This is a genomic window from Rhodobacter calidifons (assembly GCF_011174775.1).
Classification (GTDB): Bacteria; Pseudomonadota; Alphaproteobacteria; order Rhodobacterales; family Rhodobacteraceae; genus Tabrizicola; species Tabrizicola calidifons.
The window spans coordinates 269,785-296,012 of sequence record NZ_JAANHS010000002.1; the positions used below are offsets into that span (position 1 = coordinate 269,785).

Below are 26,228 nucleotides of genomic sequence, written 5' to 3' on the forward strand. Positions count from 1 at the left end.
GGGCAGAGTGCGGCAGGCGGCGCGGGTTGACAATCCGACTTCCGCCGGGCCGACTGGCGCCGGTCAACACGGGAGGCGATCATGTTCCGCGCACTGGTTCTGGAGAAGGAAGGCGATGCCGCCGTGGCGCATCTGCGAGAGCTGGACGAGAGCGCCTTGCCTGCGGGGGATGTGACGGTGGCGGTCGAGTATTCGACGCTGAACTACAAGGACGGGCTGGCCTTGTCGCCGACCGGCGGGGGGATCGTCCGGTCCTGGCCGCATGTGGCGGGGATCGACTTTGCCGGGACGGTCGAGGCGTCGGAGGATGCCCGCTACAGGCCCGGCGACAAGGTGGTGCTGACCGGCTGGCGGGTGGGAGAGACCCATTGGGGCGGCTATGCCCAGAAGGCGCGGGTCAAGGCGGACTGGCTGGTGCCGCTGCCCTCGGGCCTCACGACGCGGCAGGCGATGGCGGTGGGGACGGCGGGGTTCACGGCGATGCTGGCCGTGATGGCGCTGGAGGAGCATGGGCTGACGCCGGACAAGGGCGAGGTGCTGGTGACGGGCGCCTCGGGCGGCGTGGGGTCGGTGGCGGTCGCGGTGCTGGCTGGTCTGGGCTATCAGGTCGCGGCGGTGACGGGGCGGGCAGAGACGGAGGGGTATCTGCGCGACCTTGGCGCCTCGCGGATCGTGCCGCGGGCTGACCTGGCCGAGACGGTGAAGCGGCCGCTGGAGAGCGAGACCTGGGCGGGCTGCGTGGATGCGGTGGGCGGCGCGATGCTGGCGCGGGTGCTGGGGCAGATGAAGCACGGCGCCTCGGTCGCGGCCGTGGGGCTGGCAGGGGGGGCGGCGCTGCCGGCCTCGGTGATCCCGTTCCTGCTGCGGGGGGTGAACCTCTTGGGGATCGATTCCGTGACGGTCCCCTATGAGCGGCGGGTGCGGGCCTGGGGGCGGGTGGTCGCGGACCTGCCGATGGGGAAGCTGGAGGCAATGGTCCGGGAGGTGGGGCTGGGGGACCTGCCGGAGCTGGGGGCGGCGATCCTGAGGGGGGCGGTGCAGGGTCGGGTGGTGGTGGATGTGAACCGCTGAGCCCGCGCCGCGCGCGGCGCGGTGGAGGCCGCAAAGGATTTCAATGGGTTAGCTGTGGACGTTAGGGATTGGTTAACTCAAGTTCGGGCTGCAACATCTTTGGCGGCTATCTGGATTTTCCTGGCGAGGGCCTGAGCCGGCGCCTTTCCATCCCAGCGTCTTGCAGGGTCGGTCGTTCGTGATCCCCGCGATGTAGCCGCGATCGCGCCGGCAGAACCGGCGCGGATCGGTTCCCTTCGGCAGGAACTCACGGAGAAGGCCGCTGGTGGCCGCATTCGGCCCGCCCGCTGTGGCGCGCGAAGGGCGGGACCGGAACCCGATCCCGGGTCCGTGATCGAGCCCGCGTCTCAAGCTGTCACAGGCCTTGCGGAACCGTCCCGGCGGGTCTGCGATGAATGGCGCCAACGGTGGCCTTGCGCGGCTGCGACCTGTCGGCGGTGATCCGGATTGCCGGTCGGAACGCCCGAGCAGGAAGGTCTTGCGCCGCCGCGCCTGACCGGGGGCGGGCTGGGCCTTGTGTCAAAGACCTGATTTCACGAGAGATTACTGAAAGGTCCGACGCATCCGAGGATTCTGTTGACAGAATGTCGCACCTTCGTGAAGCTTTACTGACAAGTAAAGAAATTCCTCGGCCGGCGAATCATCAACAGGGAAAGCGCGATGTTGCAGGAACGCGTCGAGGGCAAATGGCTTGCGGCCTTTCGCCGGGTGCTGGCGCTGAACGGGATCGGCAAGGGCACTCCGATTGCCATCCTGTCGGAAACCCAGTCGCGGCCCGTGCTGGTCCATCTGTGTGAGCTGGCGGCCTGTGACCTGGGGGCGGAATTCTGCATGATCCGGATGCCGACCCCGGTGCAGACGGCCCCGGTGCCGGTGAAGTCCACCGGGACCTCTTGGGCGATCCAGGGCAACCGCGCGGTGATCGAGGCGCTGAAGCGGGTCGATGTCATCGTCGATTGCACGGTGGAAGGGCTGATCCACGCCCCCGAATGGCCCGAGATCGAGGCGGCCGGGCGCACCCGGCTGCTGGTCATCACCAACGAACATCCCGAGATCCTGGAGCGGACCGAGCCGAAGGCGGAACACGGGCCGAAGGTGGAACTGGGCATCCAGATGCTGCGCGAGGCATCGGAGATGCGGGTGACCTCGGCGCTGGGGACGGACCTGGTGGTGGACCTGCGCGGCGCGCCCTGTGGCGGGACGGCGGGGTTCGGGACGGCTCCGGGGTCGGTGGCGCATTGGCCGGGGGGGCTCTGCCTGGCCTTTCCGGGGCAGAACGCGGTGAACGGGCGGATCGTGATGGGGGTGGGCGACATGAACCTGACGTTCAAGACCGTCCTGACCAGCCGGATCGATGTGACCATCGAGAACGACTTCGTCACCGCGATCAGGGGCGACGGGATCGATGCGCTGCATTTCCGCGAATACCTGGAGGCCTGGGGCGATCGGAACGCCTATGGGATGAGCCATGTCGGCTGGGGGATGAACCCCGGCGCAAAGTGGGTCTCTGCGGCGATGTATGACAAGCGCGACATGCAGGCGGTGGAGTTCCGGGCCATCGCCGGTTCGTTCCTGTGGTCCACGGGCGCGAACCAGTATGCCGGGCGCTACACCCTGGGCCATTTCGATTTGCCGATGCGCAACTGCACCATCGCCCTCGACGGGCGCGTCGTCGTGAAGGACGGCGTTCTGCAAGGAGAGCTTGCCCCATGAACGTGCAAACCCCCGTCGCTGCGATGCCGATGAGCATGCCCGCCGATTACTACGACATGACGCGTGTCCGGCCCGAGGTGGCCGAGGCGATGCGGAAGATCAACGCGATGGGGCCGGTCTTTGCCGCGCGGGCGAAGGCGGTGGATGACGAGGCGTCGTTTCCGGTGGCGAATTACCGCGATCTGGCAGAGGCGGGGTTCCTGGGTCTGTCGATCCCGCAGGAGTTCGGCGGCTGGGGCTTTTCCATGGGCGAATATGCCATGGTGGGCGCCGAGATCGCCAAGTATTGCGGGGCGACGGCGCTGACCTTCAACATGCACAACTCGTCCATGGCCTGGTCGCGGTTCATGTATGACATGCCGAACCTGACCGAGGCCGAGCGGGCGGAGTTTGCGCCGCTGCGCGCGCGGCAGTTCACCCGGGCGATGAAGGAGCGGGCGATCTATTCGCAGCCCATATCCGAGGGCGGGCAGAACTGGACCTCGAAGCCGAACCAGACCCAGTGCCGCGCGGTCGAGGGGGGCTGGAAGATCAACGGGTTCAAGAAGTTCGCCTCGCTGGCCGGGTATTGCGACTACTATACCATCGTCTGCACCGAGGTGTTCGAAGGCGTGGAACCCCGGCACGAGGACACGATGCTGTTCGTCGTCCACAAGGATGCGCCGGGCCTGACGGTGAAGGGCGACTGGGACCCGCTGGGGATGCGGGGGACGAACAGCCGGGACCTCATTCTGAAAGACGTTTTCGTCACGGCCGATGACCTTCTCATGCCGCGCGGCATCTTCGGCAAGACCCTGCCGAACTGGCCGCACATGATGGCGACGCTTTCGCCCACCTACATGGGCGTGGCGCAGGGGGCCTATGATTTCACCATCGCTTATCTGAAGGGTCAGGTGCCGGGGCAACCGCCGATCGACCGGCGGATGTATGCGACGAAGCGTGTGGCTGTCAGCAAGATGTATGCCCGGCTGGCCAACATGCGCGCGCTCTGGTGGCAGGCGTTTTCCGAGGCGAAGGGGATGCCGTCCAAGGCCGAGGTGATGCGGATGTATGCGGCGCAGTACAACGTGATGGAGGGCGTGCAGGAGATCACCGCCCTCGCGATCCGCACCTGCGGCGGGCAGTCGATGCTGAAGTCCTTGCCGCTGAACGGATGTACCGCGACAGCCGCTGCGGGGCGTTGATGCTGCCCTATACCTCGGAAATCATGGAGGATTACATCGGGGTGCTGGCGCTGTACGAGATGGACGAGCTGGACAGCGCCCCCGGCGACGAGGGCGGCGCGCGCAATTCCCTGTGGCGGGGGGACAGCGGGTCCCTGAAGGCGCTGCGCTGATGGGGCGGGAGATAATCCAGCTTCAGGGACATGTGCCCCATGCGCCGGAGGACGTGTGGCGGGTCGTGCGCGATTTCAGCGGGGCCTGGCATCCGTGGGTGGCGACGATCCGCGAGGAGCGGGGGGCGAAGGGGGCGCGCATTCGGGCCTTTACGGTCGCGGGCGAGGATACGACCTACCGTGAGCAGCTGACCTACTCTTCCGACAGCGACCGTGTGCTGGGCTATACCCATCTGGAGGGCATCCGCGATTGCGAGGCTTATGATGCGCGGGTCACGGTGAGCCCGGCCGAGGCGGGCAGGTCGGTGGTTGGCTGGACCGCGACTGTGCGGGCTCCGACGGGGCGGCTGGGGGCGATCTGCGAGGGGACGAAAAGGGTTTTCGAAGCGGGCATCGCGGCGCTGGGTGACGCGGCGGCGATACCCTTTCCCCGGCCCTTGCGCTCCGGGCGAGAGGGGGATGCATCAGGCCCGGACGCGGGGGTCCGGCTGGAGACGCTCGTCTTCGACGATCTGCCCCGGCTGGCCCTGTCCATCGCCGCCGCCCCACCCCCTCCCTCCCCCACGCGGGGGGAGGGAGGCTCCCGGCTTTCGGGGTCCGGCGCTGCGGCATCCGCTGCGCGCCTCCCCTCCCCCCTGTGGGGAGGGGAGGGGGGTGGGCGGCGCGCGCCAGGCGGGCGGCTGTGCCTGTTCCTGCACGGGATCGGGGGGGGGCGGTCGAACTGGGAGGATCAGTTGCGCGCGGTGGGCGGCGTGATGCGGGCGGCGGCGCTGGATCTGCTGGGGTATGGCGACAGCTCGCTGGGCGCGCGGCAGTCCACGGTGGACGATTATTGCGCCGATATCCTGCGGGTGGCGGAAAGGCTGGGGGCAACGCGGCTGGTGCTGGTGGGGCTGTCCTACGGGTCGTGGATCGCCACCTCCTTCGCCATGCGGCATCCCGAGATGCTGGACGCTCTGGTCCTGTCCGGCGGCTGCACCGGCATGTCCGAGGCGGGGCCGGACGAGCGCGAGGCGTTCCGGGTCAGCCGCGAGGTGCCGTTGACCGCGGGGCAGACCCCGGCCGATTTTGCGCCCGCCGTGGTGAAGGTGCTGGCCAGCCCCGGCGCGTCAGAGGCGGTGCGGCAGAGGCTGTTCGACAGCATGGCGGCAATCCCGGCGGCGACCTACCGCGATGCGCTGACCTGCTTCACCAACCCCTTGGAGCGCTTCGATTTCTCGCGTCTGACGATGCCGGTCCTGCTGTTGACAGGCGAGCATGACCGGCTGGCACCCCCATCCGAAATCCGGGGGGTTGCGGGGCGCATCTGGGATCTGGCGCCTCGGCCGGATGTGCGGTTCGAGGTGATTGCAGGCGCAGGCCATGTCTGCAATGTCGAGGCACCCGCGGCCTACAACCGCCCGCTTCTGGACCTGCTGGAGCGGCTGCCGTGACCGGCTCGCGTCGCCAGCAGAACCGGCTGAACCGGGAACGGGCGATCCTGGATGCGGCGCTGAAGGTCTTTGCGGCGCAGGGCTACACGGGCGCCTCGATGGATGCGGTGGCGGCCGAGGCGGGGGTGACGAAGCCCACGCTTTACAGCTACTTCCCGTCGAAGGAGAGCCTGTTCCAAGCGATGATGCTGGGCAAGCGCGACGTCATGCTGGACGTGTTCGAGCATCCCTCGGGCGACATGGTGGCCGACCTCTTGGTCTTTGCCTGGGCCTATGCCGACACGGTGATGCGGCCCGAGATGCTGTCGCTGGCGCGGCTGATCATCGGCGAGGTGCAAAGGTTCCCGGAAATTGGCCGGGCCTATCAGGCATCCGGCCCGGACCACCTGTTGCGCGGGATCATGCGCTATCTGGACAGCCAGCGCCGCGCCGGGCGGCTGGCGTTCGACGATGCGGAACTGGCGGCGCAGGACCTGTGGGGTCTGATCCTGTCGGCGCCCCGGACGCAGGCATTGTACATGCCCGATGCCCTGCCCGATCGGGCAACGCTGCATCGCTATATCACGAACGGCCTGCGGGTATTCCTGAAGGCCTATTCGACGGCCCCCGCGCCGGACCTGCACCAACTCGAGGCGCTGGCAAGCGCCCCTTCGCAACAGGTGAGACATGACGCTTGACGACTATCTGGCCGATCCCGGCAGCCGCTTTGCCACGGTGGCGATGACGGATACCAACAGTCTGTTGCGCGGGCAGATGGTGTCGGTGGGCAGCCTGCGGGGGATTGTCAGGGCCGGGATGGGCATGGCCCCGGCGCAGCTGGCGCTGGACCCGGCCAGCGTGCGGCGGATGCCGTGGTCGAAGCCGGGGCATGACCTGCTGGTGCTGTCGAATTTCTCCGGGGCCTCGGCGGAGCTGTGCCCCCGGTCGATCCTGTCGCGGGTGCTGGCGCGGGCGGCAGAGCCGGGGTTCGTCCCGAAATACGGGATGGAACTGGACTGCACCCTGTTCGACGAGACCCCGGAAAGCGACCTCGCCAAGGGCTATCCCAACCTGAAGCCCGCGACGCCGCATGTCGGCCACGACCTGATCCTGTATCAGGCGGTGCAGACGGAATGGTATGAGCGGGCGCTGGCCTTGCGGCAGGGAAAGACCGTCACCTTCATGCCGCGCCGGAGCGAGACGGCGGACAGCCAGTCGATCCACCTGCACATGAGCCTGAAGGACAAGGCGGGGGCGCCGGTGTTCTGGGATGCCGCGCAGAAGAACGGGGTCAGCGAGACGTTCCGGCATTTCCTCGGCGGGTTGCAGGCCTATGTCGGGGATATGACGCTGCTCTTCCAGCCCACCGTGAACAGCTATCGCCGGTTCGCCCCCGGCACTTTCGCGCCGCCCGCCCTGACCTGGGGTTACGAGAACCGCACCACCTGTTTCCGGCTGGTCGGGCATGACGCGGGGGCGCTGCGGGTGGAGAACCGGCTGCCGGGGGCCGACACCAACCCCTATCTCACCACCGCCGCGACGCTGGCCGCGGGCGTCGCGGGCATCCTGGGACGGATCGAGCCCGACCCCGAGGTCATCGGGTCCAGCTATGCGCAGGAACCGTCGCGCGACTTTGCCCGGTCGATGCCCGAGGCGAACGCGCGGCTGCGCGGCTCGGCCTTCGCGCGCGACTGGCTGGGGGACCGTTTTGTCGATGGCTTCACGGCCACGCGTGAGGCACAACATGACGCGTTCCGCCGGAAGGTTCCGGACGTGGAACTGCAACGCTTCTTCGATCTTGGGTGATCCGATGCCAGATGCTGCCGACCTGCGCGCCGCTTTCGTCGAAGGGATGAGCCGCGCGGCCACCTTCGTTGCCGTCGCCACCACCGATGGCGAGGGCGGACGGGCCGGGGTGACGGTCTCGTCGCTGACCTCGGTCTCGGCCGATGGCGAGATGCCGTCGCTTCTGGTCTGCATCAACCGGCAATCCCCGGCAGCGACAGCGATCCTGCAAAACCGGGCCTTCTGCGCCAATCTTCTGGCCGAGACCCAGCAGGACCTGGCCAACCTGTTCGCAGGCCGCAGCGGCACCGACCGGACGGAACGCTTTGACCGCGTGACCTGGGAGGCGGGGCCGCTGGGCCAGCCGCTTCTGGCAGGCGCGACGGCAAGCTTCGAATGCCGGCTGGCGACGGCGCTGTTGTGGGAGACGCATCACATCATCGTCGGGCGGGTCGCGGCCGTCCGGCTGTCGGACAATGCCTCGGCGCTGCTTTACGGCCAGAGGGCCTATCGCAGGGCAATAGATCTGGGCGAAGATCGTTAACCCGTCAAGCAACTCCGGCGCAGGAACGACCGCAGGAGAGATCCGAGGACCGGCCCGGCGACAAGCCGGGGCGGTTTCGCAACATGGAGGGAACATGACGGAATTCGCCGAAATCGGGCCGAACCGGCTTCGACGCAATTCGCCGGGGCTGCTGGCCTTCGCGGCGAGCTATGTGGCGATGAGCCGCCACGTCATCAACGCCGGCGCCTTCTGTGCCCATGCCGCGCGCGGCTCGGGTGGGGGCATGGGCGGGCGGTGTCGGTCATGGCGCTGGTGGCCTAGATGTGAAATCTCGGGAGGTTGTTCACCCGGAACGGGGTTAGGCTGCGATCGCCACGTGGACCTGTCGGCGCGGGTGCTGATCGTGCTGGCGATCTTTGCCGGGCCGGGGCCGGACCCGATCCTGAACATGTTCACCTGGATCAGCCAGATCGGCACCCTGGGGGTGATCGGGATGATGGCGATCACCTTGGTTTCGGTGATCGCCTTCTTTTCAAAGCAGGGCGGCGGTTCGCCCCTGTCGACGAAGATCCTGCCGGCGATCGCCGGGCTGATCATGACGGCGCTGTTCGTCTACATCTTTCTGAACTACGGCGACCTGACCGGAACCAGGGGCGGATCGCTGAGCTGGATCCTGCCGGCGCTGATCCCGCTGGGCGGTCTGATCGGCTATCTGCTGGCGATGCGGCTGAGGGCCGCAGACCCCGCGCGCTTTGCGACGATGGGCCAGACCCAGGACTGACGGCAGTTGCGCCGGGGCGGGGAGACCTGCCCCGGGGCCGGTCGTCAGAACCCGGCAAGCAGCGCGAGCAGTGCGGCGCTGCCGACCAGGATGCGCCACCAGCCGAACAGGGCATAGCCATTGCGGCTGATGTAACTCAGCACCCAGCGCACCACGAGGACCGCCGTCACGAAGGCCACGGCAAAGCCCACCGCAATCTCCCAGAGCGCGCTGAAATCCAGCACGTCGCGGTTCTTGAACAGGTCGTAGGCCACGGCCGCGCCCATCGTCGGCAGCGACAGGAGGAACGAGAACTCTGCCGCCGCGCGCTTCTCGACCCCCATCAGAAGGGCGCCGACAATGGTCGCCCCTGACCGGCTGACGCCCGGCACCATGGCCAGGCACTGGCAGACCCCGATCGCCAGCGACTTGCCGAAGGGAAGCGACAGCGCATCGTGATGCACCGGCCTTGGCGCAATCCGGTCGATCACCAGAAGCACGATTCCCCCAAGGATCAGCATGACGGCGATCAGCATCGGCGTTTCAAAGAGCACGTTCTTGATGAAGTCATGCGCCATGAGCCCGACCACCACCGCCGGCAGGAAGGCCAGCAGGATCGAGACGATCGCCCGCCGCGCCGCATCATCCTGCCGCGCCCGCAATACCAGCCGGGTGACCAGAGCCGCATAGACGGCCGTCAGGGCAAGGATCGCGCCAAGCTGGATCACAACCTCGAAGGTCTTGCCCTTGGACTCGAAGCCCAGGAAATGCCCCGCCAGAAGCAGGTGCCCGGTCGATGACACCGGCAGGAACTCGGTCAGCCCCTCCAGCAGGCCCAGAAGGGCGGCGATCAATGTTGTGTCTTGCATGTCCTACCTGTCGCGAACCCGCTTGGCCCGCACTGTCCCGTCTGCCTACACGACGCCCCGGATCTCGGCCTCGCCGCGCAGGCGCTGCAACAGGGGGCTCGCCGGATCGCCCGCCATCGCCACCGGACCGTTCTCGCTGCCCGCGAGCACGCCGGCATGGGTATCCAGCCGCAGGCCCAGCGGCGCATCCTCGCCCGAATGGCAGACCACGCTGCGGTCGGCGAACAGCGCGCCCACCCGGTCGAAATCCTGCGCCGCCCCTGGCGTGGCCAAGACGGCCGGCGCAAGGGCCGCGCCGCGCATCAGAACTTCTTAAGGTTCTTGGCCGAGCGCTTGATCGCCGCGAACTGGCCCGAAGGGCGGAAGCGCCAGAGGTAGTCGGGCAGCACGGCCTCCATCGCGGTGGGGGTGATGCCGAGGTCGGCAAGACCCTTCGCGCCCGGAGAGACCACATTGTCGCGGGCAAGGTTGCGCACCTGGTCGCGGGTCAGCATCCTGTTCTCGACCAGGCCAAGGGTCAGCGCCTGCACCATGTCGAAGCCGAAGGCCATGATCCGGGCGAGGAAGAAGGGCAGGTTCACGATGGCGCGGCGGCGCTCGATGATCGCCAGCATCCGGCGCATCAGGCCACGGAACGTATCGACCTCGGGTCCGCCGAGTTCGTAGATCCCGGGCGCGGCCTGGCCCAGAACGCCCTTGACCGCCGCCTGCGCGACATCGCCCACATAGACGGGCTGGAACTTCGTCTCGGCCCCCACGACCGGCAGGACGGGGCCCAGCCGGGTCATGCCGGCGAAGCGGTTGAAGAACTGGTCCTCGGGGCCGAAGATGACCGAGGGGCGCAGGATCACCGCGGTCGGGAAGGCTGCAAGGACGGCGGCCTCTCCCTCCGCCTTGGTGCGGGCGTATTCGCTGTCGGATGCGGCATCGGCGCCGATGGCCGAGATGTGGACCAGCCGCCCGACGCCCTCCTCGGCCGCGATGCGCGCGATGCGGCCGGCCCCTTCGGCCTGCACGGCGCCAAAGCTGTTGCGGCCGACGCCGTTCAGGATGCCGACGCAGTTCACCACCGCATCGGCGCCCCGGATCATGGCACGGACCGAGGCATCGTCGCGGATGTTGCAGGCCAGAGGTTCCACCTGGCCGGGCGTACCGTAGGGTTTGACGAACAGCGCCTCGTTCGGGCGGCGGACGGCGACGCGCACGCGCCAGCCTTCCCTGGCCATGGCCCGGGCGATGTAGCGTCCGACAAAGCCCGACCCGCCGAAGATGGTGACCAGCCTGCTCATCCGCGCGTTCCTCCACTGGCGCCGGGAAGGCGCCGGACTCCTTCCGGATCAATAGCGGCGGCATCCGGTCCGGGCAAGGCCAAAGCGGACCCGAGATTTTTCCCGGCGGGGCCGTTGACTCTGCCAGATCGCGCCGTTACATCGCCCATCAGTGCCCAGATGGCGGAATTGGTAGACGCACTGGTTTCAGGTACCAGCGCCGCAAGGCGTGGAGGTTCGAGTCCTCTTCTGGGCACCAAGACAAAAGGCCCGCAACCCTAACCGGTTGCAGGCCTTTTGCTTTTCCGGGCGTCGGTGAGATCGCGACCCTGCGCAACGAAGAACCCGGCCGCAGGGCGACCGGGTTCGGAAAGCAGGCGGTGCGGGATCAGCGGCGGCGGGTGTCGTCTTCGTCCTCGTCGTCGTGGCTGCCGCCCGGCAGGTTGAAGAAGCTGTCGGCATCAGAGAAATCCGTGGCCGGGCTGTCGTCCTTCTCTTCGTCGCCGAAGACTTCGAGGCCAGACAGCGACGACGGCATCCGCGCCTCCGGCGCCATGCCCAGCGACTGTTCGGTGGACACCAGCTTGCGCCGTTCGTCATCCGACATCACCGAGCCTTCGGCGGCCTTCTTGCGCGCGGCGGCCTGGACGGCGGCATCCAGTTCGGACTGCTTGCAAAGGCCCAGCGCCACCGGGTCGATGGGCTGGATCTGGCCGATGTTCCAGTGCGTGCGTTCGCGGATCGACTGGATCGTCGGCTTGGTGGTGCCGACCAGCTTGCCGATGGCGCCATCGGACAGTTCGGGGTGGAACTTCACCAGCCAGAGAATCGCGGCCGGGCGGTCCTGGCGTTTCGACAGCGGCGTGTAGCGCGGACCGCGACGCTTTTCCTCGCCCTGGGCGGCGGGGTTGAATTTCAGCTTCATCCGGTACAGCGGATCGGCCTGGGCCCGTTCGATCTCGATCGGGTCCAGCTGGTTGTTGGCGACGGGATCGAAGCCCTTGACCCCGGCGGCCACGTCGCCGTCGGCGATGCCCTGAACCTCAAGCTCGTGCAGGCCGCAGAAATCCGCGATCTGGGCGAAGCTGAGCGTCGTGTTGTCCACCAGCCAGACGGCGGTTGCCTTGGCCATGAGCGGTTTCGACATCGGATCTCTCCTTTACAAACCTGTCCCGTGCCGGGAAAACGGCTGCGGGCGAGGCCCGCGAGTTCCACGATTTCGGGGAATTCAGCCGCCCATATAGGCCCGAATTCCACGAAGGGAAAGCAAAAATGCGCCTGACTGCCCTGCTTGTCGCGCTGATGTGCTGGGCCGGCGCTGCGCGGGCCGAGGGCGAAAGGGCGGGGGCGTTCGACTACTACGTCCTGTCGCTGTCGTGGTCAGCCGCCTGGTGCGCGCTTGAAGGCGATGCGCGGCGCGATCCGCAATGCGATGCAGGGCGGGGGCTGACCTTCGTGCTGCATGGCCTCTGGCCGCAGTACGAGACCGGCTGGCCCTCACATTGCCGCACGGTCGAGCGCGATCCGACCCGGGCCGAGACGGCGGCGATGGCCGATGTCATGGGTGGCGCGGGCGCGGCCTTCTACCAGTGGAAGAAGCACGGGCGCTGTTCGGGACTGCCGCCTGCCGACTACTACCGGACCGCGCGCGAGGCATTCGGGCGGGTGGCGATCCCCGATCTTTTCGCAAGGGTGTCACGGCCGCTGACCCTGCCGGCCAGTGTGGTCGAGGCGGCCTTCCTCGAGGCCAATCCGGGCCTATCCCGTGATGCGATCACCATCACCTGCAAGGACGGCCTGATCCAGGAGGCGCGGATCTGCCTGACCCGCGACCTGGCCTTCCGGCGCTGCGGCGCGGATGTCATCCGCGACTGCCGCCTGAAGGATGCTGTGCTGGAGCCGGTGCGTTAGGGTCGGCGGGTGGCGGGATCGGCAACTTGAAAAGCAACTGTCGAGGGGAAGTCCGGGGAAAACTGCTTTGTCAAATCGTCGGTGCCCTGGGGCGTCTGGGGAAGCGCCGTCAGGCCTGAACCGTGAATCGAAACATCCGATCCCGCCTGAGCCCGGTTTACCAAACGTCAACCGCGCCCGCGCGTGAAGAAAGCGTCAATCCGCCGACCGGGACCCCCGGGGTAGGGAAATCCCTACGCCTCGACCCGAAGGGCGATCTTGCCGACATGGGTGCCCGATTCCATCCGCCAATGCGCGGCCGGCGCCTCGGCCAGCGGGTATTCGCTGTCCATCACCACCCGGACGGCGCCGCGTTCGATCATCGGCCAGACATGGGTTTCCACCTCGCGCGCGATGCGCGCCTTGGCCAGATCCGACTGCGGGCGCAGGGTCGATCCGGTCAGCGTCAGGCGGCGGGTCATCAGTTCGGCCAGGTTCAGCGTGACCTTGGCGCCTTGCAGGAAGGCGATCTGCACCAGCCGCCCGCCATCGGCCAGCGCCTTCAGGTTCCGCTCGATATAGGGCCCGCCCACCATGTCGAGGATCAGGTTCGCGCCGCCCGCGGCCTTCATCTCGGCCAGGAAATCCCCGCTGCGATAGTTGATCGCCACCTCGGCCCCCAGCGACCGGCAGACCTCGCATTTCGCGTCGCTGCCGGCGGTGGCGACGACCCGCGCGCCCAGCGCCCGGGCGATCTGGATCGCGGTCGTGCCGATGCCGCTGGTGCCGCCGTGGACCAGAAACCGCTCTCCCGCCCGGAGCCCGCCGCGCATCACCACGTTCGACCAGACGGTGAAGCAGGTTTCCGGCAGGCAGGCGGCTTCCTTCAGCGACAGGCCCTTCGGGATGGGCAGGGCATGCGCCTCGTGCGTGGCGGCATATTCGGCGTATCCGCCCCCGGGCAGAAGCGCGCAGACCTGATCGCCGATCTTCCAGCGGGTGACGCCCGGCCCGAGCTCTACCACCGTGCCGGAACATTCCAGCCCGGGCAAGGGCGAGGCGGAGGGCGGCGGCGCATAGGCCCCGGCGCGTTGCAGCGCGTCGGGCCGGTTCACCCCGGCCCAGGCGACGCGGATCACGATCTGGCCGTGGCCCGGCACCGGAACCGGCACCGCGGCGGGCCGCAGGACATCCGGCCCGCCGGGGGCAGAGATCTCGATGGCAAGCATGCTGTGCGAAAGGGTCATCTGCGGTCTCAGCCCTGATGGTGGCCCGGAAGGTCGTCACGCCTTACTGGCGCACGAATGCTTGCCAGAATCTTTCCGGGACCGGCCAGCAGCGCCTTGCCCAGCGGATTTTCCCGCAGGGTCGCCTTCAGCTTCTCGATCTGCATGACCTGCTCGATGCGCCGGTCGAGGAAATCCCATGTTGCCTGGTGCCCGATCGAATCGTCGCCCAGCCAGTAGAGCACCGTCGCCCCGTAAACCGCCGAGAGGCTTGCGCGCTTGGTATACCAGTTCAGGTCGTCCGAGCTGTCGCCCAGCGCGGTCCAGATCGCATCGGCCGTGCCCCAGATCGCCCGTGCCCCGTCGGCGGCATAGGGCGGCAGCGAGAACAGCGTCGTGCCCCGGCGCACCAGTTCGCGGTCGGCCAGGTCCAGCCGGATCTGCACCGCCCGCTTGATCCGGTCGCGGAACCGCAAGGCGGACAGGTCGGTTTCCGCCAGCCGGGCCCGCATCGCGGCATCGCCGCGGGCATGATAGGCCAGCGCAAGGTCCACCCCACCCCGCGGGAACAGCGACCGCGCCAGGCCCGGCGCGATGCCGGTGTCGGCCGCGGCGGCGGCAAGGGTCCGGTCGGACCAGCCGTCAAAGGGCACATGCACGAGCGCAGCGTCCAGAAGCTGCGCCTTCATCGGATCTTCGGTCATCACGCGTCCCTTTCGGCAAGGTGGACAAGGCTGTTGCGCTTTGTTATAGCCCGCGGGCCTGCACAAGACAGTGCAACTCTAGCTTAGGAAGGTGGTGACAACCACATGCAGGTCAGCGTCCGCGACAACAACGTCGAACAGGCTCTCCGTGCCCTGAAGAAGAAGCTTCAGCGCGAAGGGGTGTTTCGGGAAATGAAGCTCAAGCAGCATTTCGAGAAGCCCTCGGTCAAGAGGGCACGCGAACAGGCCGAAGCGATCCGCCGCGCAAGGAAACTTGCCCGGAAGAAGCTTCAGCGCGAAGGCGGTCTCTGAGACGTCTCGAGCGACTCTGGGGAAGCGATTCCCACCCGATCAACCCCCGTCCGCGAGGCCGGGGGTTTTTCGTTGCCGCGCGGCCCCAGCAAGGCCCCGGGGTCCGGCGACTGCTGATTGTGTGGCGGCAATGTGGCAGCGGAATGTTGCAACTGAGGCGGGTATCAACAATCTATTTCCATTTGTCGCCACATTTTGCAGTTTTCCGCTGCAATCTGCGACCCTAGGCTGGCGTCATGATCGAGCCTCGCAAACATCCCCGACAGGACCGATCCCGCGCCAAGGTGCACGGGATCCTTGCCGCCGCTGCCGATCTCTGCTCGGGCAGAGGGTTGGAGGCGCTGACGACGAACGCCGTGGCCGCAAGGGCGGGTGTCTCGATCGGTTCGCTTTACCAGTATTTCCCCGGCAAGCACGCGCTTCTGGCTGCGCTGATCCGGGCCGAACGGGCGAACCTGCTGGAGGCGGTGGAACGGATCGTATCCTCGGACGCGGCCAATGACCTGACCAGGCTGGTGGACGAACTGATCGAGGCGACCGTCGCGCATTACCTGGCGCGGCCCGCGCTGTCGCGGACGCTGAACCTGGCGCGGACGCAGCTGCCGCCCGACCCGGAGGCCGCCGAATTCTCGGCCCGGATCACGGTGCTGATCGCCGCGCGGCTGGACGAGCTGAAGATCTCGCGCCCGGAAACCACGGCACAGGACATCCTGGCCATCCTGCGCGGCATGATCGACGCCGCGACCGAGGCGCAGGAGGCCGATCGGGGCGCGCTGACCGACCGCACCCGCCGCGCGGTCTTCGGCTATCTGCACGCCGCAGCCTAGACCGCCAGCGCCGTCGTCTTGACCACGGTGCGCAGCGCGAAGCTGGACTGCATCTGCCGCACACCCGGCAGGCGGGACAGGAACTGGCGGTGGATGCGGGCGAAGTCCTCGGTATCCTCGGCCATCAGCTTCAGCAGATAATCCGCCGTCCCGGCCATAAGGTGGCACTCCAGCAGGTCGGGCACCTTGGCCACCTCGCGCTCGAAGGCGTCCAGCAGGTCCTCGGCCTGGCTTTGCAGGGTGATTTCCACAAAGACCGTGGTCATCCGACCCATGCGGCGGGCGTCCAGAAGGGCGACATAGCCCGCGATGTAGCCCTCTTCCTCCAGCCGCTGCACGCGGCGGTGACAGGCCGAGGGCGACAGGTGCACCGCCTCGGACAGTTCGGCATTGGTGATGCGGCCGTTCTTCTGGAGGACGGTCAGGATGCGGCGGTCGGTGGCGTCAAGATCGGGGGTCATGAAAGATTCTGCGGCCTATGGCTGGATTCTGCGAAGAATCTACGACGCTGGTCGTGATGCGCCAACCAGAATTCAAAGCATCGTCAGGAAATCGGATCAGGATTGTCCGCACAGGGACCATGTCCCAAGAGGGAGGGAGCACATGCGAATCGGATGCCCGAAAGAGATCAAGCCGCAGGAATTCCGCGTCGGCATGACGCCGGATGCGGCGCGCGAGGCGGTGAACCATGGCCATGAGGTGCTGATCGAGACCGGCGCCGGGACGGGCGCGGGTTTCGCCGATGCCGATTATGTCGCGGCGGGGGCGAAGATCCTCGGCTCGGCGGAAGAGGTCTTTGCCCAGGCCGAGATGATCGTGAAGGTCAAGGAGCCGCAGGCGGTGGAACGCAAGCGGCTGCGCGAGGGGCAGGTGCTGTTCACCTATCTGCACCTCGCCCCGGACCCGGAGCAGACGAAGGATCTTCTGGCCAGCGGGGCGACCTGCATCGCCTACGAGACGGTGACGGATGACCGGGGCGGCCTGCCGCTGCTGGCGCCGATGTCCGAGGTCGCGGGCCGTCTGGCGCCGCAGGTCGGGGCCTGGACCTTGCAGAAGGCCAATGGCGGGCGCGGAGTGCTGCTGGGCGGCGTGCCGGGCGTGGCGCCGGCGCGGGTGCTGGTCATCGGCGGCGGTGTCGTCGGGACCCATGCCGCCAAGGTCGCGGCCGGCATGGGCGCGGATGTCACGGTGCTGGACCGTTCCATCCAGCGGCTGCGCTATCTGGACGATGTCTTCGGCGGCACGTTCAAGAACGCCTACGCCAGCGCCGGGAACACCATCGCCATGGCGCGCGAGGCAGACCTCATCATCGGTGCGGTGCTGATCCCCGGCGCGGCGGCGCCGAAGCTGATCTCGAAAGCGCAGCTGAAGGAACTGAAGCCGGGTGCTGCGCTGGTGGATGTGGCGATCGACCAGGGCGGCTGTTTCGAGACCTCGCGTCCGACCACCCATCAGGACCCGATCTACGAGGTGGACGGGATCATGCATTACTGCGTGGCGAACATGCCGGGCGCGGTGGCCCGCACCTCGACCCAGGCTCTGGGCAATGCGACGATGCCCTTCATGCTGGCCCTGGCCGACAAGGGCTGGAAGCGCGCCTGCGCCGAGGACCGGCATCTGCTGAACGGGCTGAACGTCCATGCCGGCAAGCTGACCTATGAGGCCGTGGGCGCGGCGCTGGGCCTGCCGGTCATTCCTGCGGCCGAGGCGCTGTCGCTCTGATCCGGGGCGTGGCGGGGGTGGCGGACGATCCGCCGCCCTGCCCGGGCCGGATCCCGGTTCAGTGAAAGCGGCCCGCGAGAGCGATCTCGCGGGCCTTCGTGCCGAAGCTGGAGGCTTACTTGGCCTTCAGCGTGGCCAGGATTTCCTTCAGGAGGTCGTTGTCCGAGGGCCCGGCGGGTGCGGCAGGGGCCTCTTCCTTCTTGGGCATCAGCCGGTTCACCGCCTTCACGATCAGGAACACGACCCAGGCGACGATCAGGAACTTGATGATCGCGTTGATGAAGCTGCCGATGGCGAATTTGGCGTCGCCGATGGCAAAGCCCCAGCCCGAAAAGTCGATCCCGCCCACGATCAGGCCGATCAGCGGGTTGATGAGGTCATCGACCAGCGAGGTCACGATGGCGGTGAAGGCGGCACCGATGACGACACCGACGGCCAGATCCAGCACGTTGCCGCGCGCGATGAAGGTCTTGAATTCGTTAAGCATTCCACGGTTCCCTTGTCTGTCCCGCCTTCAGTGACGGATGTTCTGATCGCTCAGGCTCTCAGGCCCGGCAAGACTATGGCATAAGTGTGGCGGAAGTTTATGGGGAATTTTGCCGCCCGGACACCCGTCCTTGACCCTGTGGCAAGGGGGCAGCGGTTCAGCCGCGGGGCGCGGCGGCACGGCGCAGGCGGTCGTTGATCGCGCGGCCCAGGCCGCTGTCCGGCACCGGGGCAAAGGCGATGCGGCCATCGGGCCCGGCCAGGCGGTCCGCCTCGCGCATGAGGTGGAACAGGCGCGCCGCCGCCTCGGTCAGATCGCCGCTTTCGGACAGGGAGAGCCGACCCCTCACCGGCCCGAAGCCGACGAGCACCTCGCCCGGGCGGGCTTCGGTGGCGTCCAGCCGGAGGCAGGCCCGGGGCGCGTAATGCGAGGCCAGCTGTCCCGGAGAGGTCGGCCTGCCGGCTGTGCCCGCCGTGGCGAGAGGCGCGCCCAGAGCGGTCTCCAGCGCCTCGACCGGCACGCCGCCGGGGCGCAGGAGGACGGCCGCGGGGTCGGTCTGGACGATGGTCGATTCCAGCCCGACCGCGCAGGGCCCGCCATCCAGCACCGCCGCGATCCGGCCGGACAGGCCCTCCAGCACATGGTCTGCCCGGCTGGGCGAGACCCGGCCCGAGGGATTGGCCGAGGGCGCGGCGACCGGGCCGCCGAAGGCGCGCAAGAGCCGTTGCGCCAGCGGATGCGCCGGAACCCGGATGGCGACGGTCGGCAGACCGGCCGTCACCAGGGGCGAGATCCCTGCGCCCTCGCGCAGCGGCAGGACCAGGGTCAGCGGGCCGGGCCAGAACGCCATGGCCAGCCGGCGCGCCCGGTCGCCGACCTGCGCGATGCGTTCGGCGGCGGCAAGGTCCGGCAGGTGGACGATCAGCGGGTTGAAGCTGGGCCGACCCTTGGCCGCGAAGATCCCAGCCACCGCAAGGTCCGACCGTGCGTCGCCGCCCAGGCCGTAGACCGTCTCGGTCGGGAAGGCCACCAGTTCGCCCCCGGCAAGCAGCTCGGCGGCCCGGGCGATGCCGGCGTCATCGGGGGGAAGGAGGAGGGTCATGGCAATGACGCAGCGTCCGTCTTGCAGGGCCATCCGAAAGGGATAGCGTTCATTCCGGCCTCCCTTACGGCAGGCCCCGCGTTTTGCCAAGGTTCTGCAAGGGAGAGGTCGATGACCTATCGTGCTCCGGTCCGGGATATCCGGTTCATTCTGGATCATGTCGTGGGTTATGCGCAGGTGACCGGAACCGCGCGCTTTCAGGGCGCCACGCCCGACCTGACCGAGGCGATCCTGACCGAGGCGGGGCGGCTGTGTTCCGATGTGCTGGCGCCGCTGAACCGGGTGGGCGATCTGCATCCGGCGCGGCTGGAGAACGGGGTGGTCGTGTCGCCCCCCGGCTTTGCCGAGGGCTACCGGGCGATCGCCGAGGGCGGCTGGGTCGGCATGGCGGCCCGCCCCGAGCATGGCGGGATGGGGCTGCCGATCGCGCTGGCGCTGTCGGTGGACGAGATGATGTCGGGGGCCTGTCTGGCGCTGCATCTCAAGCCGCTACTCACCAAGGGCCAGATCGAGGCGCTGGAGCATCACGGCTCGGACGCGCTGAAGGCGCTGTATCTGCCGAAGCTGACCTCGGGCGAGTGGTCGGGGACGATGAACCTGACCGAGCCGCATGCGGGGACCGACGTGGGGTCGCTGCGGTCGAAGGCAGTGCCGAACGGGGACGGAACCTATGCGATCAGCGGGCAGAAGATCTTCATCACCTGGGGCGACAGCGACCTGGTGTCGAACGTCTGCCATCTGGTGCTGGCGCGGCTGCCGGACGGGGTGCCGGGGACGAAGGGAATCAGCCTGTTCATGGTGCCGAAGTTCCTGCCCGATGCGGCAGGAAATCCGGGGCGGCGCAACAGTCTGCGGGTGGTCAGTCTGGAGCACAAGCTGGGCATCCACGGCAGCCCGACCTGCGTGATGCAGTTCGAGGACGCGACCGGCTGGCTGGTGGGAGAGCCGCACAGGGGCATGGCGGCGATGTTCACGATGATGAACAACGCCCGGCTGTCGGTGGCGGCGCAGGGGGTGGGCGTCGCCGAGGCGGCGTTGCAGCACGCGCTGGCCTATGCGGCGGGGCGGCGGCAGGGGGTGACTCCGCTGTCGAGGGACGGGGCGATCATCGAGCACGCGGATGTCCGCCGGATGCTGGCCGCGATGCGGGCCGAGGTCTTCGCGGCGCGGGCGATCGCGCTGTCCTGCGCGGTGGCGATCGACATGGGCCAGGCGACGGGCGCGGCGGACTGGCAGGCGCGGGCGGCCTTCCTGACGCCCATCGCGAAGGCCTGGTGCACCGATACCGCCTGCGCGGTGGCGCATCAGGGGGTGCAGGTGCACGGCGGCATGGGCTTCATCGAAGAGACCGGCGCGGCGCAGTTCCTGCGGGATGCGCGTATCCTGCCGATCTATGAGGGGACGAACGGGATCCAGGCGATGGATCTGGTGGGCCGGAAGATGGCCGACGGGGGAGAGGTCGCGTTCCGGCTGATCGACGAGGTCCAGCGCGGGGCCGAGGCGGCGCGTAGCCGTCTGCCCGATCTGGCGGGCGATGTCTGGGCGGCGGCCGAGGCGCTGCGGGAGGGAACCGAGGCGCTGCTGGCGATGGATCTGAACGACCGCTTTGCCGGGGCGATGGCCTATCTGCGGGCCTTTGCCCGGGTGCTGGGCGGGCAGGCGCATCTGAAGGCGGCGCTGGCGGATGGAGGCCGGGAGGCTCTGGCCCGGGTGATGATCCGGCGGCTGCTGCCGGAACATGGCGCCCTGCTGGCCGAGGCGCGGGAAGGGGCGGCGGGTCTGTACGCGGTGGGCGCGGACGATCTGGCAGCGTGAGCCGCCCGCACAGGGCAGGACCCGGAATGGCCTGGTTCCCGGTTTCGCGGCCGAGCCTTGTCGGGATTGCCGAACGCCTGCCCCCGGGGCCGCTCGTCGGTGCCTTCGGCCCTCCTCGCCGGGGTCTGTCCGACGGGACGCCGAAGGCGCACGAGGAGGCGGAGGATCGGTCTGCCGGGATCCGGCAGCCTTGTGGCTGCCGTTGCGCCCGGGCCAGTTCCGCGACGCGCCGCATCGGCAGACTGTGGCGCGCGACGTCGCCTGCGCCTTATCGTCGATCCGAAGTTCGGCCTATCAGGCCAGAGGCTCGTTCTCCGGCATGCGGAGCGTGTCGATCACCTTTGGCGCATCCGATCGGGCCGGCCTATTCGATCTTCCGCGCCTCGCTGACCAGCATGATCGGGATGCCGTCGCGGATCGGGAAGGCCAGGTGCGCGGCCTTGGAGATCAGCTCCTGCCGTTCGGCGTCGTAGGTGAGGACGGCATTCGTCACCGGACAGACCAGCGCCTCCAGCATGTGGCGGTCGGCGGACTCGCTCATTGCAGGGTCTCCTCTTCGCCGCTGCCGCGCAGGGCGAATTCGATCAGGGTCACGATGGTCTCGCGCCGGGTGACGAGGGTGGGGGCTTCCAGAAGCGCCTGCTTGTCCTCGGGCGAGAAGGGGCAGAGCATGGACAGCGAGTTGATCAGAAGCTCGGTCTCGGCCTCTTTCAGACTGTTCCAGTCCGTGGACAGGTTCAGCCTGGCGAAATAGCGGGCGAGAAGGTCAAGGAAGGCCTCGCGCTGAAAGCCCGGATCGTCCTCGACCGGGCCGAGGTCGCGGGCAAAGGGTGTCCAGTCGACCAGGCAGCGGCGGTAGGGGGTGAAGCCCTGCACCTCTTCGCGGACGCGATAGCGCGAGATGCCCGAGAGGGTGATCATGTAGCGCCCGTCCTCGGTTTCCGAGAAGCCGGTGAGGCGGCCGGCGCAGCCGATGGCCTGCAATCGCCTTTCCCCGTCGCGTCTTTCGCTGGGCGGCGTCTCGCGCGGCTGGATCATGCCGATCAGCCGGTGCCGGGTCTTCAGGCAATCCTCGATCATCGCCAGATAGCGCGGCTCGAAGATGTGCAGCGGAAGACGCGCCCGGGGGAGCATCAGCGCCCCCGGCAGGGGAAAGACCGGAATGGTATCCGGCAGGTCGGCTGCGGTCATCATGGGCATCCAGTTAGCCCGCTGACAGGGTCAGGCAAATATCATCGACGAAAGCTTGCGGCGACCGGCAAGGACGATCGGGTCCTGCGGCTTCAACGCGTCGAAGATGGTGAAGAGCTGGGCCTTGGCCGCGCCGTCGTTCCATTCGCGGTTGCGGCGGAACAGTTCCAGCAGCTGATCGACGGCCTCTTTCGCGTTCCCAGCGGCAAGAAGTGCTGCGGCAAGGTCGTAGCGTGCCTGGTGGTCGTCGGGATCGGCCTCGACGGCGGCGCGCAGTTCGGCCTCGGGGCCCGCGTTCGCGGCCAGTTTCGCCAGTTCCAGCTGCGCGCGGGCGGCGTCAAGCTCCTTGGATTTCGCCACCTTGTCGGGTGCGGCTGCAATCAGCCCTTCGGCCTGGTCGAAGTTCGACAACGCGAGGTGGGCGCGGATCAGGCCCCCGTAGGCGGCGGCGTTCTCGGGTTCCTCGCCCAGGATCGCGGCGAAGGTTTCGGCGGCATCGACGGCAGCACCTTCGGCCAGCATCTCCTCGGCCGCCTTCAGCGCCTCGGCCAGACCGCCGTCGCCGGCCAGCGCCGAGACACGGTCGATGAAGGCCTTGAGTTCCGAGGCGGGCACGGCACCCTGGAAGCCGTCGACCGGCTGGCCCTGCCAGAAGGCATAGACGGTGGGAATCGACTGGATGCGCAGCTGCGCGGCGATGCGCTGGTTCTGATCGACATCGATCTTGACCATGCGGACCTTGCCCTTGGCTGCGGTGACGGCCGATTCCAGCATCGGACCCAGCGTCTTGCACGGGCCGCACCAGGTGGCCCAGAAATCGACGATGACCGGCACCTCGCGGCTGGCCTCGATCACGTCGGCCATGAAGCTGGCCTCGGTCCCGTCCTTGATGAGAGTAGCGTCGGCTTTCGGTTTTTCGCCCAGACCCAGCATTCGGACCTCCGGAAGGATGTTTGGCTCTATATGGCGGTTTGGGCGGCATAGGCCAAGGGGCAGCCTTGGGATCAGCCCCAGTCGCAGGCGGCGATGTGGTCGTTAACCATGCCTGCGGCCTGCATGAAGGCATAGGTGATGGTCGGGCCGACGAAGCTGAACCCCTCGGCCTTAAGCGCCTTCGACAGGTCCCGGGACTGCGGGCTCTGGGCGGGCACCTCTGCAAGCGTGGCGGGACGGGGCCGCGGCGGCGGGGCGAAGGACCACAGGAAGGGCGAGAAACCCTGCGCTGCCTCGATCCGCAGGAAGGCCCGGGCGCCGCGGATCGTGCCCTCGATCTTGCCGCGGTGGCGGACGATTCCGGGATCGGCCAGGAGGCGGGCGACATCCGGCTCGCCCCAATGGGCGAGGATCTGGGGGTCGAAACCGGCGAAGGCGGCGCGGAAGCGCTCGCGCTTGCGCAGGATGGTGATCCAGGCAAGCCCCGCCTGGAAGGATTCGAGGATCAGAAGCTCGAACAGCCGCTTCGGATCGCGCTCTGGCCTGCCCCATTCGTGGTCGTGATAGGCCTGGTACAGCGGATCAGAGCTGCACCAGGGGCAACGTGTAGAATTGTCAGCGTTTTCCATGGTCCTGCCCGAAGGTTCACCGCGGTGGGGCCGAGAACAAAATGTGATCGTTGACGGTCCGTTTACCTCTGGACGCCTAGGCTGTCGACAAGAATCAGGCCGGCCGGGGACGTTCGATGAGTTATCTGAAGGAACCGAGGAAGTCGAAGTTCGACCGTGATCCGGCAACGGCCAGTCCGCTGGATGTGGCGATCTCGGCCCAGGACCGCGAAACGCTGTCGATGGTCACCTCGGCGCTGTCCGAGCGGCGGATGCGCCTGGCCTTCCAGCCGGTCGTCTATGCGGCGGACCCGAAGATCATCGGTTTCTTCGAGGGGTTCATCCGGCTTCTGAACCTGCGTGACCAGGTCATCCCGGCGCGGGACTTCATGCCTGTGGCCGAAATGCGCCAGCTGGGGCGCGAGATCGACTGCGCCGCCCTGCAACTGGGGCTGATGGCGATGCAGCGCAATCCGAACGTCCGGGTGTCGATCAACATGTCGGCCCGGTCGGTCGGCTATCGTCCCTGGCTCGACATCCTCTACCGCGCCTTGCAGGAAACGCCGCGCCTGGGATCGAACCTGATCCTCGAGATCAACGAGGCCTCGGCCTTGCAGGTGCCGGATGTGCTGAAGCCCTTCATGGCCGAGATGCGCGAACGCGGCATCGTCTTTGCACTGGACGATTTCGGCGCCGGGATGACCTCGCTGCGCCTGCTTGAGGAGATGGATTTCGAGATTGCCAAGATCGACGGCAGCCTGGTGAAGAACGTGGACCGGACCGGCGAGGGCAAGTCGGCAGTACGGGCGGCCATCGCCATGGCGCAGCAGCTGGGGATGTATGTCGTCGCCGAGGCGGTGGAGACCGAGGGCGAGGCGACCTGGCTGCGCGATGCGGGCGTCGGTTGTCTTCAGGGCTATCTGTTCGGCCCGCCCACGGTGACGCCGGATTTCCGCGCCTTCCGGCATGGGCGGCCGGATTTCGGCGCCTGAACGGGATGCCTGCGGTCAAGGCCGGCACGGCATCGTGGCCCACGGTGGTCACGGTTGTACGGTCACTGCGGGGCGGGCGCATGGCCCCTGTCGGGTTGGCGGCCGGTCCGGTGATGGGCTTCGTCCAGAGCCGTCCCGCAGAACCGTCCCGCAGAACCGTCCCGCAGAGACGTCCCGCAGAGCCATCCCGCATGGCTCTGCGCCTCCCGCACGGCTGCGCCCATCCCCCTTGGCTGCGCGCATACCGCACGGCACGGGCATGTCCGGCGCGTTCTGCCGGGGCCTCGGCCGATCTTGCGGTCGTCATTGCCGTCGGTTGTCCGGGCATGGGTCGCGTCCGGCAGTCGCCGGCGGTTGGGACGGCAAATGACGGGCCGTGCCTGCGGTATCTTGCTCCTGGTACCACTCTGTCTTGCAACGGCAGCAATATGCCCTTAGGGCAAGAAGGGATGCGGCGCGAAGCCCCTCGTGCCGTGGCGTACCCCTAGGGCGCTAGTGGGAGAGGAACCAGATGACCAATGTCGTAATCGTGTCGGCGGGCCGCACCGCCGTGGGCAGCTTCAACGGCTCGTTCGCCAATACCCCGGCGCATGACCTGGGGGCCGCCGTGATCGAGGCGGTGGTGGCACGGGCCGGGATCGACAAGGCCGAGGTCGAGGAGACGATCCTGGGCCAGGTGCTGACCGCCGGCCAGGGCCAGAACCCGGCACGGCAGGCGCATATCAAGGCGGGTCTGCCGAAGGAATCCAGTGCCTGGTCGCTGAACCAGGTCTGCGGCTCGGGGCTGCGGGCGGTGGCGCTGGGCGCGCAGCATGTGCAGCTGGGCGATGCGAAGATCGTCGTCGCGGGCGGACAGGAATCGATGTCGCTGGCCCCCCATGTCGCGCATCTGCGCGCCGGGCAGAAGATGGGCGACCTGAACTTCATCGACTCGATGATCAAGGACGGGCTCTGGGACGCCTTCCACGGCTATCACATGGGCCAGACGGCCGAGAACGTTGCCAACCAGTGGCAGATCAGCCGCGACATGCAGGATGAATTCGCGCTGTCCAGCCAGCTGAAGGCCGAGGCGGCGCAGAAGGCGGGCAAGTTCAAGGACGAGATCGTGCCCTTCACCGTGAAGACCCGCAAGGGCGACATCGTGGTGGACAGTGACGAATACATTCGCCACGGCGCGACCATCGAGGCGATGCAGAAGCTGAAACCCGCCTTCGTGAAGGACGGCTCGGTCACGGCGGCGAATGCCAGCGGTCTCAACGACGGCGCGGCGGCGGTGGTCCTGATGACGGCGGAAGAGGCGTCCAGGCGCGGCCTGACCCCGCTGGCGCGGATCGCGTCCTATGCGACGGCGGGGCTCGACCCTTCGATCATGGGCGTGGGCCCGATCCATGCCAGCCGCAAGGCTCTGGCGAAAGCGGGCTGGAAGGTCGGCGACCTGGATCTGGTCGAGGCGAACGAGGCCTTTGCGGCGCAGGCCTGCGCGGTGAACAAGGACATGGGCTGGGATCCGGAGATCGTGAACGTGAACGGCGGCGCGATTGCCATCGGCCACCCGATCGGCGCGAGCGGAGCGCGCATCCTGAACACGCTGCTGTTCGAGATGGGCCGTCGCGGCGCGAAGAAGGGCCTGGCCACGCTGTGCATCGGTGGCGGCATGGGTGTCGCCATGTGTCTGGAACGCGCCTGAGCCTTCTTACGCG

Annotated in this window: 29 protein-coding genes and 1 tRNA gene; 17 read left to right on the forward strand and 13 right to left on the reverse strand. The window is 67.9% G+C overall.

Features of this window, described 5'->3' with window-relative positions:
* The first annotated feature begins 81 nt into the window (after window positions 1-81).
* From G8O29_RS03865 to G8O29_RS03900, 9 genes are all read left to right on the forward strand, one after another.
* Window positions 82-1,071 (forward strand): MDR family oxidoreductase, encoded by a 990-nt coding sequence (locus G8O29_RS03865; RefSeq protein ID WP_166401899.1) that lies wholly within the window; start codon window positions 82-84, stop codon window positions 1,069-1,071.
* A gap of 660 nt (window positions 1,072-1,731) precedes the next feature.
* The gene (locus G8O29_RS03870; RefSeq protein ID WP_166401900.1) at window positions 1,732-2,784 is read left to right on the forward strand and encodes a 2,5-dihydroxypyridine 5,6-dioxygenase NicX family protein; all 1,053 of its coding nucleotides are present in this window, start codon (window positions 1,732-1,734) and stop codon (window positions 2,782-2,784) included.
* A complete protein-coding gene (locus G8O29_RS03875) occupies window positions 2,781-3,968 on the forward strand; it encodes an acyl-CoA dehydrogenase family protein (protein WP_242678864.1) in 1,188 nt (395 codons plus the stop codon). Before G8O29_RS03870 ends, G8O29_RS03875 begins: the two co-directional genes overlap by 4 nt.
* Complete coding sequence (locus G8O29_RS18370; protein WP_242678865.1) at window positions 3,938-4,120, forward strand: hypothetical protein; 183 nt, start codon at window positions 3,938-3,940, stop codon at window positions 4,118-4,120. Before G8O29_RS03875 ends, G8O29_RS18370 begins: the two co-directional genes overlap by 31 nt.
* Window positions 4,120-5,553, forward strand: coding sequence for an alpha/beta fold hydrolase (locus G8O29_RS03880; RefSeq protein WP_166401901.1), 1,434 nt, complete (start codon window positions 4,120-4,122; stop codon window positions 5,551-5,553). Before G8O29_RS18370 ends, G8O29_RS03880 begins: the two co-directional genes overlap by 1 nt.
* On the forward strand, window positions 5,550-6,230 hold the full coding sequence (locus G8O29_RS03885; RefSeq protein ID WP_166401902.1) for a TetR/AcrR family transcriptional regulator: 681 nt from the start codon (window positions 5,550-5,552) through the stop codon (window positions 6,228-6,230). The genes G8O29_RS03880 and G8O29_RS03885 overlap by 4 nt, the downstream gene beginning before the upstream one ends.
* Window positions 6,220-7,338, forward strand: coding sequence for a glutamine synthetase family protein (locus tag G8O29_RS03890; RefSeq protein WP_166401903.1), 1,119 nt, complete (start codon window positions 6,220-6,222; stop codon window positions 7,336-7,338). Before G8O29_RS03885 ends, G8O29_RS03890 begins: the two co-directional genes overlap by 11 nt.
* 4 nt (window positions 7,339-7,342) lie before the next feature.
* Entirely contained in the window at window positions 7,343-7,861 is a 519-nt protein-coding gene (locus tag G8O29_RS03895) for a flavin reductase family protein (protein WP_166401904.1), read from the forward strand.
* Window positions 7,862-7,955: 94 nt separating this feature from the next.
* Complete coding sequence (locus tag G8O29_RS03900; protein WP_166401905.1) at window positions 7,956-8,603, forward strand: hypothetical protein; 648 nt, start codon at window positions 7,956-7,958, stop codon at window positions 8,601-8,603.
* Window positions 8,604-8,647: 44 nt separating this feature from the next.
* Here G8O29_RS03900 and G8O29_RS03905 read toward each other — a convergent pair whose 3' ends face one another.
* Genes G8O29_RS03905 through G8O29_RS03915 form a run of 3 tightly spaced genes read right to left on the reverse strand, consistent with a single transcriptional unit; the run spans window position 8,648 to window position 10,740 of the window.
* Window positions 8,648-9,451: an undecaprenyl-diphosphate phosphatase gene (locus G8O29_RS03905; RefSeq protein ID WP_166401906.1), complete on the reverse strand. Its 804-nt coding sequence runs from the start codon at window positions 9,449-9,451 to the stop codon at window positions 8,648-8,650.
* 45 nt (window positions 9,452-9,496) lie between these two features.
* Complete coding sequence (locus G8O29_RS03910) at window positions 9,497-9,754, reverse strand: c-type cytochrome domain-containing protein (protein WP_166401907.1); 258 nt, start codon at window positions 9,752-9,754, stop codon at window positions 9,497-9,499.
* Window positions 9,754-10,740: a complex I NDUFA9 subunit family protein gene (locus tag G8O29_RS03915; protein ID WP_166401908.1), complete on the reverse strand. Its 987-nt coding sequence runs from the start codon at window positions 10,738-10,740 to the stop codon at window positions 9,754-9,756. The genes G8O29_RS03910 and G8O29_RS03915 overlap by 1 nt, the downstream gene beginning before the upstream one ends.
* 153 nt (window positions 10,741-10,893) lie before the next feature.
* Between G8O29_RS03915 and G8O29_RS03920 the strand changes: the two genes are divergently transcribed.
* Window positions 10,894-10,978 (forward strand) — tRNA-Leu (locus tag G8O29_RS03920).
* A gap of 129 nt (window positions 10,979-11,107) precedes the next feature.
* Here G8O29_RS03920 and G8O29_RS03925 read toward each other — a convergent pair.
* Complete coding sequence (locus tag G8O29_RS03925; RefSeq protein WP_166401909.1) at window positions 11,108-11,866, reverse strand: DUF1013 domain-containing protein; 759 nt, start codon at window positions 11,864-11,866, stop codon at window positions 11,108-11,110.
* A 125-nt stretch (window positions 11,867-11,991) separates the two neighbouring features.
* Here G8O29_RS03925 and G8O29_RS03930 point away from each other — a divergent pair, with 125 nt between their 5' ends.
* Window positions 11,992-12,630: a ribonuclease T2 family protein gene (locus G8O29_RS03930; RefSeq protein ID WP_166401910.1), complete on the forward strand. Its 639-nt coding sequence runs from the start codon at window positions 11,992-11,994 to the stop codon at window positions 12,628-12,630.
* A gap of 233 nt (window positions 12,631-12,863) precedes the next feature.
* Here G8O29_RS03930 and G8O29_RS03935 read toward each other — a convergent pair whose 3' ends face one another.
* Both G8O29_RS03935 and G8O29_RS03940 read right to left on the reverse strand, forming a co-directional pair.
* Complete coding sequence (locus G8O29_RS03935) at window positions 12,864-13,856, reverse strand: NAD(P)H-quinone oxidoreductase (protein WP_166401911.1); 993 nt, start codon at window positions 13,854-13,856, stop codon at window positions 12,864-12,866.
* An 8-nt stretch (window positions 13,857-13,864) separates the two neighbouring features.
* Window positions 13,865-14,539 carry a COQ9 family protein gene (locus G8O29_RS03940; RefSeq protein WP_166401912.1) on the reverse strand — a complete coding sequence of 225 codons (675 nt, stop codon included), beginning with the start codon at window positions 14,537-14,539 and terminating at the stop codon, window positions 13,865-13,867.
* Between the two features lie 105 nt (window positions 14,540-14,644).
* On the opposite strand from G8O29_RS03940, the gene rpsU reads away from it, so the two are divergent.
* Both rpsU and G8O29_RS03950 read left to right on the forward strand, forming a co-directional pair.
* Entirely contained in the window at window positions 14,645-14,851 is a 207-nt protein-coding gene (rpsU, locus tag G8O29_RS03945; protein WP_166401913.1) for a 30S ribosomal protein S21, read from the forward strand.
* A gap of 236 nt (window positions 14,852-15,087) precedes the next feature.
* Window positions 15,088-15,678 (forward strand): TetR/AcrR family transcriptional regulator, encoded by a 591-nt coding sequence (locus G8O29_RS03950; protein ID WP_166401914.1) that lies wholly within the window; start codon window positions 15,088-15,090, stop codon window positions 15,676-15,678.
* Here the strand turns inward: G8O29_RS03950 and G8O29_RS03955 are convergent.
* Window positions 15,675-16,139 (reverse strand): Lrp/AsnC family transcriptional regulator, encoded by a 465-nt coding sequence (locus G8O29_RS03955; protein ID WP_166401915.1) that lies wholly within the window; start codon window positions 16,137-16,139, stop codon window positions 15,675-15,677. The two genes, G8O29_RS03950 and G8O29_RS03955, sit on opposite strands and share 4 nt — an antisense overlap.
* Window positions 16,140-16,281: 142 nt before the next feature.
* Between G8O29_RS03955 and ald the strand changes: the two genes are divergently transcribed.
* Window positions 16,282-17,400 (forward strand): alanine dehydrogenase, encoded by a 1,119-nt coding sequence (gene ald, locus G8O29_RS03960; RefSeq protein WP_166401916.1) that lies wholly within the window; start codon window positions 16,282-16,284, stop codon window positions 17,398-17,400.
* A 115-nt stretch (window positions 17,401-17,515) separates the two neighbouring features.
* Here the strand turns inward: ald and mscL are convergent, their stop codons facing one another.
* Window positions 17,516-17,887 (reverse strand): large-conductance mechanosensitive channel protein MscL, encoded by a 372-nt coding sequence (mscL, locus tag G8O29_RS03965; protein WP_166401917.1) that lies wholly within the window; start codon window positions 17,885-17,887, stop codon window positions 17,516-17,518.
* 157 nt (window positions 17,888-18,044) lie between these two features.
* Entirely contained in the window at window positions 18,045-18,989 is a 945-nt protein-coding gene (locus G8O29_RS03970) for an L-threonylcarbamoyladenylate synthase (protein WP_242678866.1), read from the reverse strand.
* 111 nt (window positions 18,990-19,100) lie between these two features.
* Here G8O29_RS03970 and G8O29_RS03975 point away from each other — a divergent pair, with 111 nt between their 5' ends.
* Complete coding sequence (locus G8O29_RS03975) at window positions 19,101-20,804, forward strand: acyl-CoA dehydrogenase (protein WP_166401918.1); 1,704 nt, start codon at window positions 19,101-19,103, stop codon at window positions 20,802-20,804.
* A gap of 364 nt (window positions 20,805-21,168) precedes the next feature.
* Here the strand turns inward: G8O29_RS03975 and G8O29_RS03980 are convergent, their stop codons facing one another.
* The 4 genes from G8O29_RS03980 to G8O29_RS03995 form a co-directional block, all read right to left on the reverse strand.
* Entirely contained in the window at window positions 21,169-21,345 is a 177-nt protein-coding gene (locus tag G8O29_RS03980) for a Trm112 family protein (protein WP_166401919.1), read from the reverse strand.
* On the reverse strand, window positions 21,342-21,998 hold the full coding sequence (locus G8O29_RS03985) for an LON peptidase substrate-binding domain-containing protein (protein WP_166401920.1): 657 nt from the start codon (window positions 21,996-21,998) through the stop codon (window positions 21,342-21,344). Before G8O29_RS03985 ends, G8O29_RS03980 begins: the two co-directional genes overlap by 4 nt.
* A 27-nt stretch (window positions 21,999-22,025) precedes the next feature.
* Window positions 22,026-22,928 carry a thioredoxin gene (gene trxA, locus G8O29_RS03990; RefSeq protein ID WP_166401921.1) on the reverse strand — a complete coding sequence of 301 codons (903 nt, stop codon included), beginning with the start codon at window positions 22,926-22,928 and terminating at the stop codon, window positions 22,026-22,028.
* Between the two features lie 71 nt (window positions 22,929-22,999).
* Entirely contained in the window at window positions 23,000-23,557 is a 558-nt protein-coding gene (locus tag G8O29_RS03995; RefSeq protein WP_166401922.1) for a DNA-3-methyladenine glycosylase I, read from the reverse strand.
* A 116-nt stretch (window positions 23,558-23,673) separates the two neighbouring features.
* Here G8O29_RS03995 and G8O29_RS04000 point away from each other — a divergent pair, with 116 nt between their 5' ends.
* Together G8O29_RS04000 and G8O29_RS04005 are read left to right on the forward strand one after the other, a co-directional pair.
* Complete coding sequence (locus G8O29_RS04000) at window positions 23,674-24,528, forward strand: EAL domain-containing protein (protein WP_166401923.1); 855 nt, start codon at window positions 23,674-23,676, stop codon at window positions 24,526-24,528.
* Between the two features lie 511 nt (window positions 24,529-25,039).
* Window positions 25,040-26,215, forward strand: coding sequence for an acetyl-CoA C-acetyltransferase (locus tag G8O29_RS04005; RefSeq protein WP_166401924.1), 1,176 nt, complete (start codon window positions 25,040-25,042; stop codon window positions 26,213-26,215).
* The last annotated feature ends 13 nt before the right edge of the window (window positions 26,216-26,228 follow it).

Excerpts from the sequence above, each read along its gene's own strand:
- G8O29_RS03865 (WP_166401899.1), top strand. The coding sequence starts at position 82 with ATGTTCCGCGCACTGGTTCTGGAGAAGGAAGGCGATGCCGCCGTGGCG.
- G8O29_RS03870 (WP_166401900.1), top strand. The coding sequence starts at position 1,732 with ATGTTGCAGGAACGCGTCGAGGGCAAATGGCTTGCGGCCTTTCGCCGG.
- G8O29_RS03875 (WP_242678864.1), top strand. The coding sequence starts at position 2,781 with ATGAACGTGCAAACCCCCGTCGCTGCGATGCCGATGAGCATGCCCGCC.
- G8O29_RS18370 (WP_242678865.1), top strand. The coding sequence starts at position 3,938 with ATGTACCGCGACAGCCGCTGCGGGGCGTTGATGCTGCCCTATACCTCG.
- G8O29_RS03880 (WP_166401901.1), top strand. The coding sequence starts at position 4,120 with ATGGGGCGGGAGATAATCCAGCTTCAGGGACATGTGCCCCATGCGCCG.
- G8O29_RS03890 (WP_166401903.1), top strand. The coding sequence starts at position 6,220 with ATGACGCTTGACGACTATCTGGCCGATCCCGGCAGCCGCTTTGCCACG.
- G8O29_RS03895 (WP_166401904.1), top strand. The coding sequence starts at position 7,343 with ATGCCAGATGCTGCCGACCTGCGCGCCGCTTTCGTCGAAGGGATGAGC.
- G8O29_RS03900 (WP_166401905.1), top strand. The coding sequence starts at position 7,956 with ATGACGGAATTCGCCGAAATCGGGCCGAACCGGCTTCGACGCAATTCG.
- G8O29_RS03905 (WP_166401906.1), bottom strand. The coding sequence starts at position 9,451 with ATGCAAGACACAACATTGATCGCCGCCCTTCTGGGCCTGCTGGAGGGG.
- G8O29_RS03910 (WP_166401907.1), bottom strand. The coding sequence starts at position 9,754 with ATGCGCGGCGCGGCCCTTGCGCCGGCCGTCTTGGCCACGCCAGGGGCG.
- G8O29_RS03915 (WP_166401908.1), bottom strand. The coding sequence starts at position 10,740 with ATGAGCAGGCTGGTCACCATCTTCGGCGGGTCGGGCTTTGTCGGACGC.
- G8O29_RS03925 (WP_166401909.1), bottom strand. The coding sequence starts at position 11,866 with ATGTCGAAACCGCTCATGGCCAAGGCAACCGCCGTCTGGCTGGTGGAC.
- G8O29_RS03930 (WP_166401910.1), top strand. The coding sequence starts at position 11,992 with ATGCGCCTGACTGCCCTGCTTGTCGCGCTGATGTGCTGGGCCGGCGCT.
- G8O29_RS03935 (WP_166401911.1), bottom strand. The coding sequence starts at position 13,856 with ATGACCCTTTCGCACAGCATGCTTGCCATCGAGATCTCTGCCCCCGGC.
- G8O29_RS03940 (WP_166401912.1), bottom strand. The coding sequence starts at position 14,539 with ATGACCGAAGATCCGATGAAGGCGCAGCTTCTGGACGCTGCGCTCGTG.
- rpsU (WP_166401913.1), top strand. The coding sequence starts at position 14,645 with ATGCAGGTCAGCGTCCGCGACAACAACGTCGAACAGGCTCTCCGTGCC.
- G8O29_RS03950 (WP_166401914.1), top strand. The coding sequence starts at position 15,088 with ATGATCGAGCCTCGCAAACATCCCCGACAGGACCGATCCCGCGCCAAG.
- G8O29_RS03955 (WP_166401915.1), bottom strand. The coding sequence starts at position 16,139 with ATGACCCCCGATCTTGACGCCACCGACCGCCGCATCCTGACCGTCCTC.
- ald (WP_166401916.1), top strand. The coding sequence starts at position 16,282 with ATGCGAATCGGATGCCCGAAAGAGATCAAGCCGCAGGAATTCCGCGTC.
- mscL (WP_166401917.1), bottom strand. The coding sequence starts at position 17,887 with ATGCTTAACGAATTCAAGACCTTCATCGCGCGCGGCAACGTGCTGGAT.
- G8O29_RS03970 (WP_242678866.1), bottom strand. The coding sequence starts at position 18,989 with ATGACCCTCCTCCTTCCCCCCGATGACGCCGGCATCGCCCGGGCCGCC.
- G8O29_RS03975 (WP_166401918.1), top strand. The coding sequence starts at position 19,101 with ATGACCTATCGTGCTCCGGTCCGGGATATCCGGTTCATTCTGGATCAT.
- G8O29_RS03980 (WP_166401919.1), bottom strand. The coding sequence starts at position 21,345 with ATGAGCGAGTCCGCCGACCGCCACATGCTGGAGGCGCTGGTCTGTCCG.
- G8O29_RS03985 (WP_166401920.1), bottom strand. The coding sequence starts at position 21,998 with ATGATGACCGCAGCCGACCTGCCGGATACCATTCCGGTCTTTCCCCTG.
- trxA (WP_166401921.1), bottom strand. The coding sequence starts at position 22,928 with ATGCTGGGTCTGGGCGAAAAACCGAAAGCCGACGCTACTCTCATCAAG.
- G8O29_RS03995 (WP_166401922.1), bottom strand. The coding sequence starts at position 23,557 with ATGGAAAACGCTGACAATTCTACACGTTGCCCCTGGTGCAGCTCTGAT.
- G8O29_RS04000 (WP_166401923.1), top strand. The coding sequence starts at position 23,674 with ATGAGTTATCTGAAGGAACCGAGGAAGTCGAAGTTCGACCGTGATCCG.
- G8O29_RS04005 (WP_166401924.1), top strand. The coding sequence starts at position 25,040 with ATGACCAATGTCGTAATCGTGTCGGCGGGCCGCACCGCCGTGGGCAGC.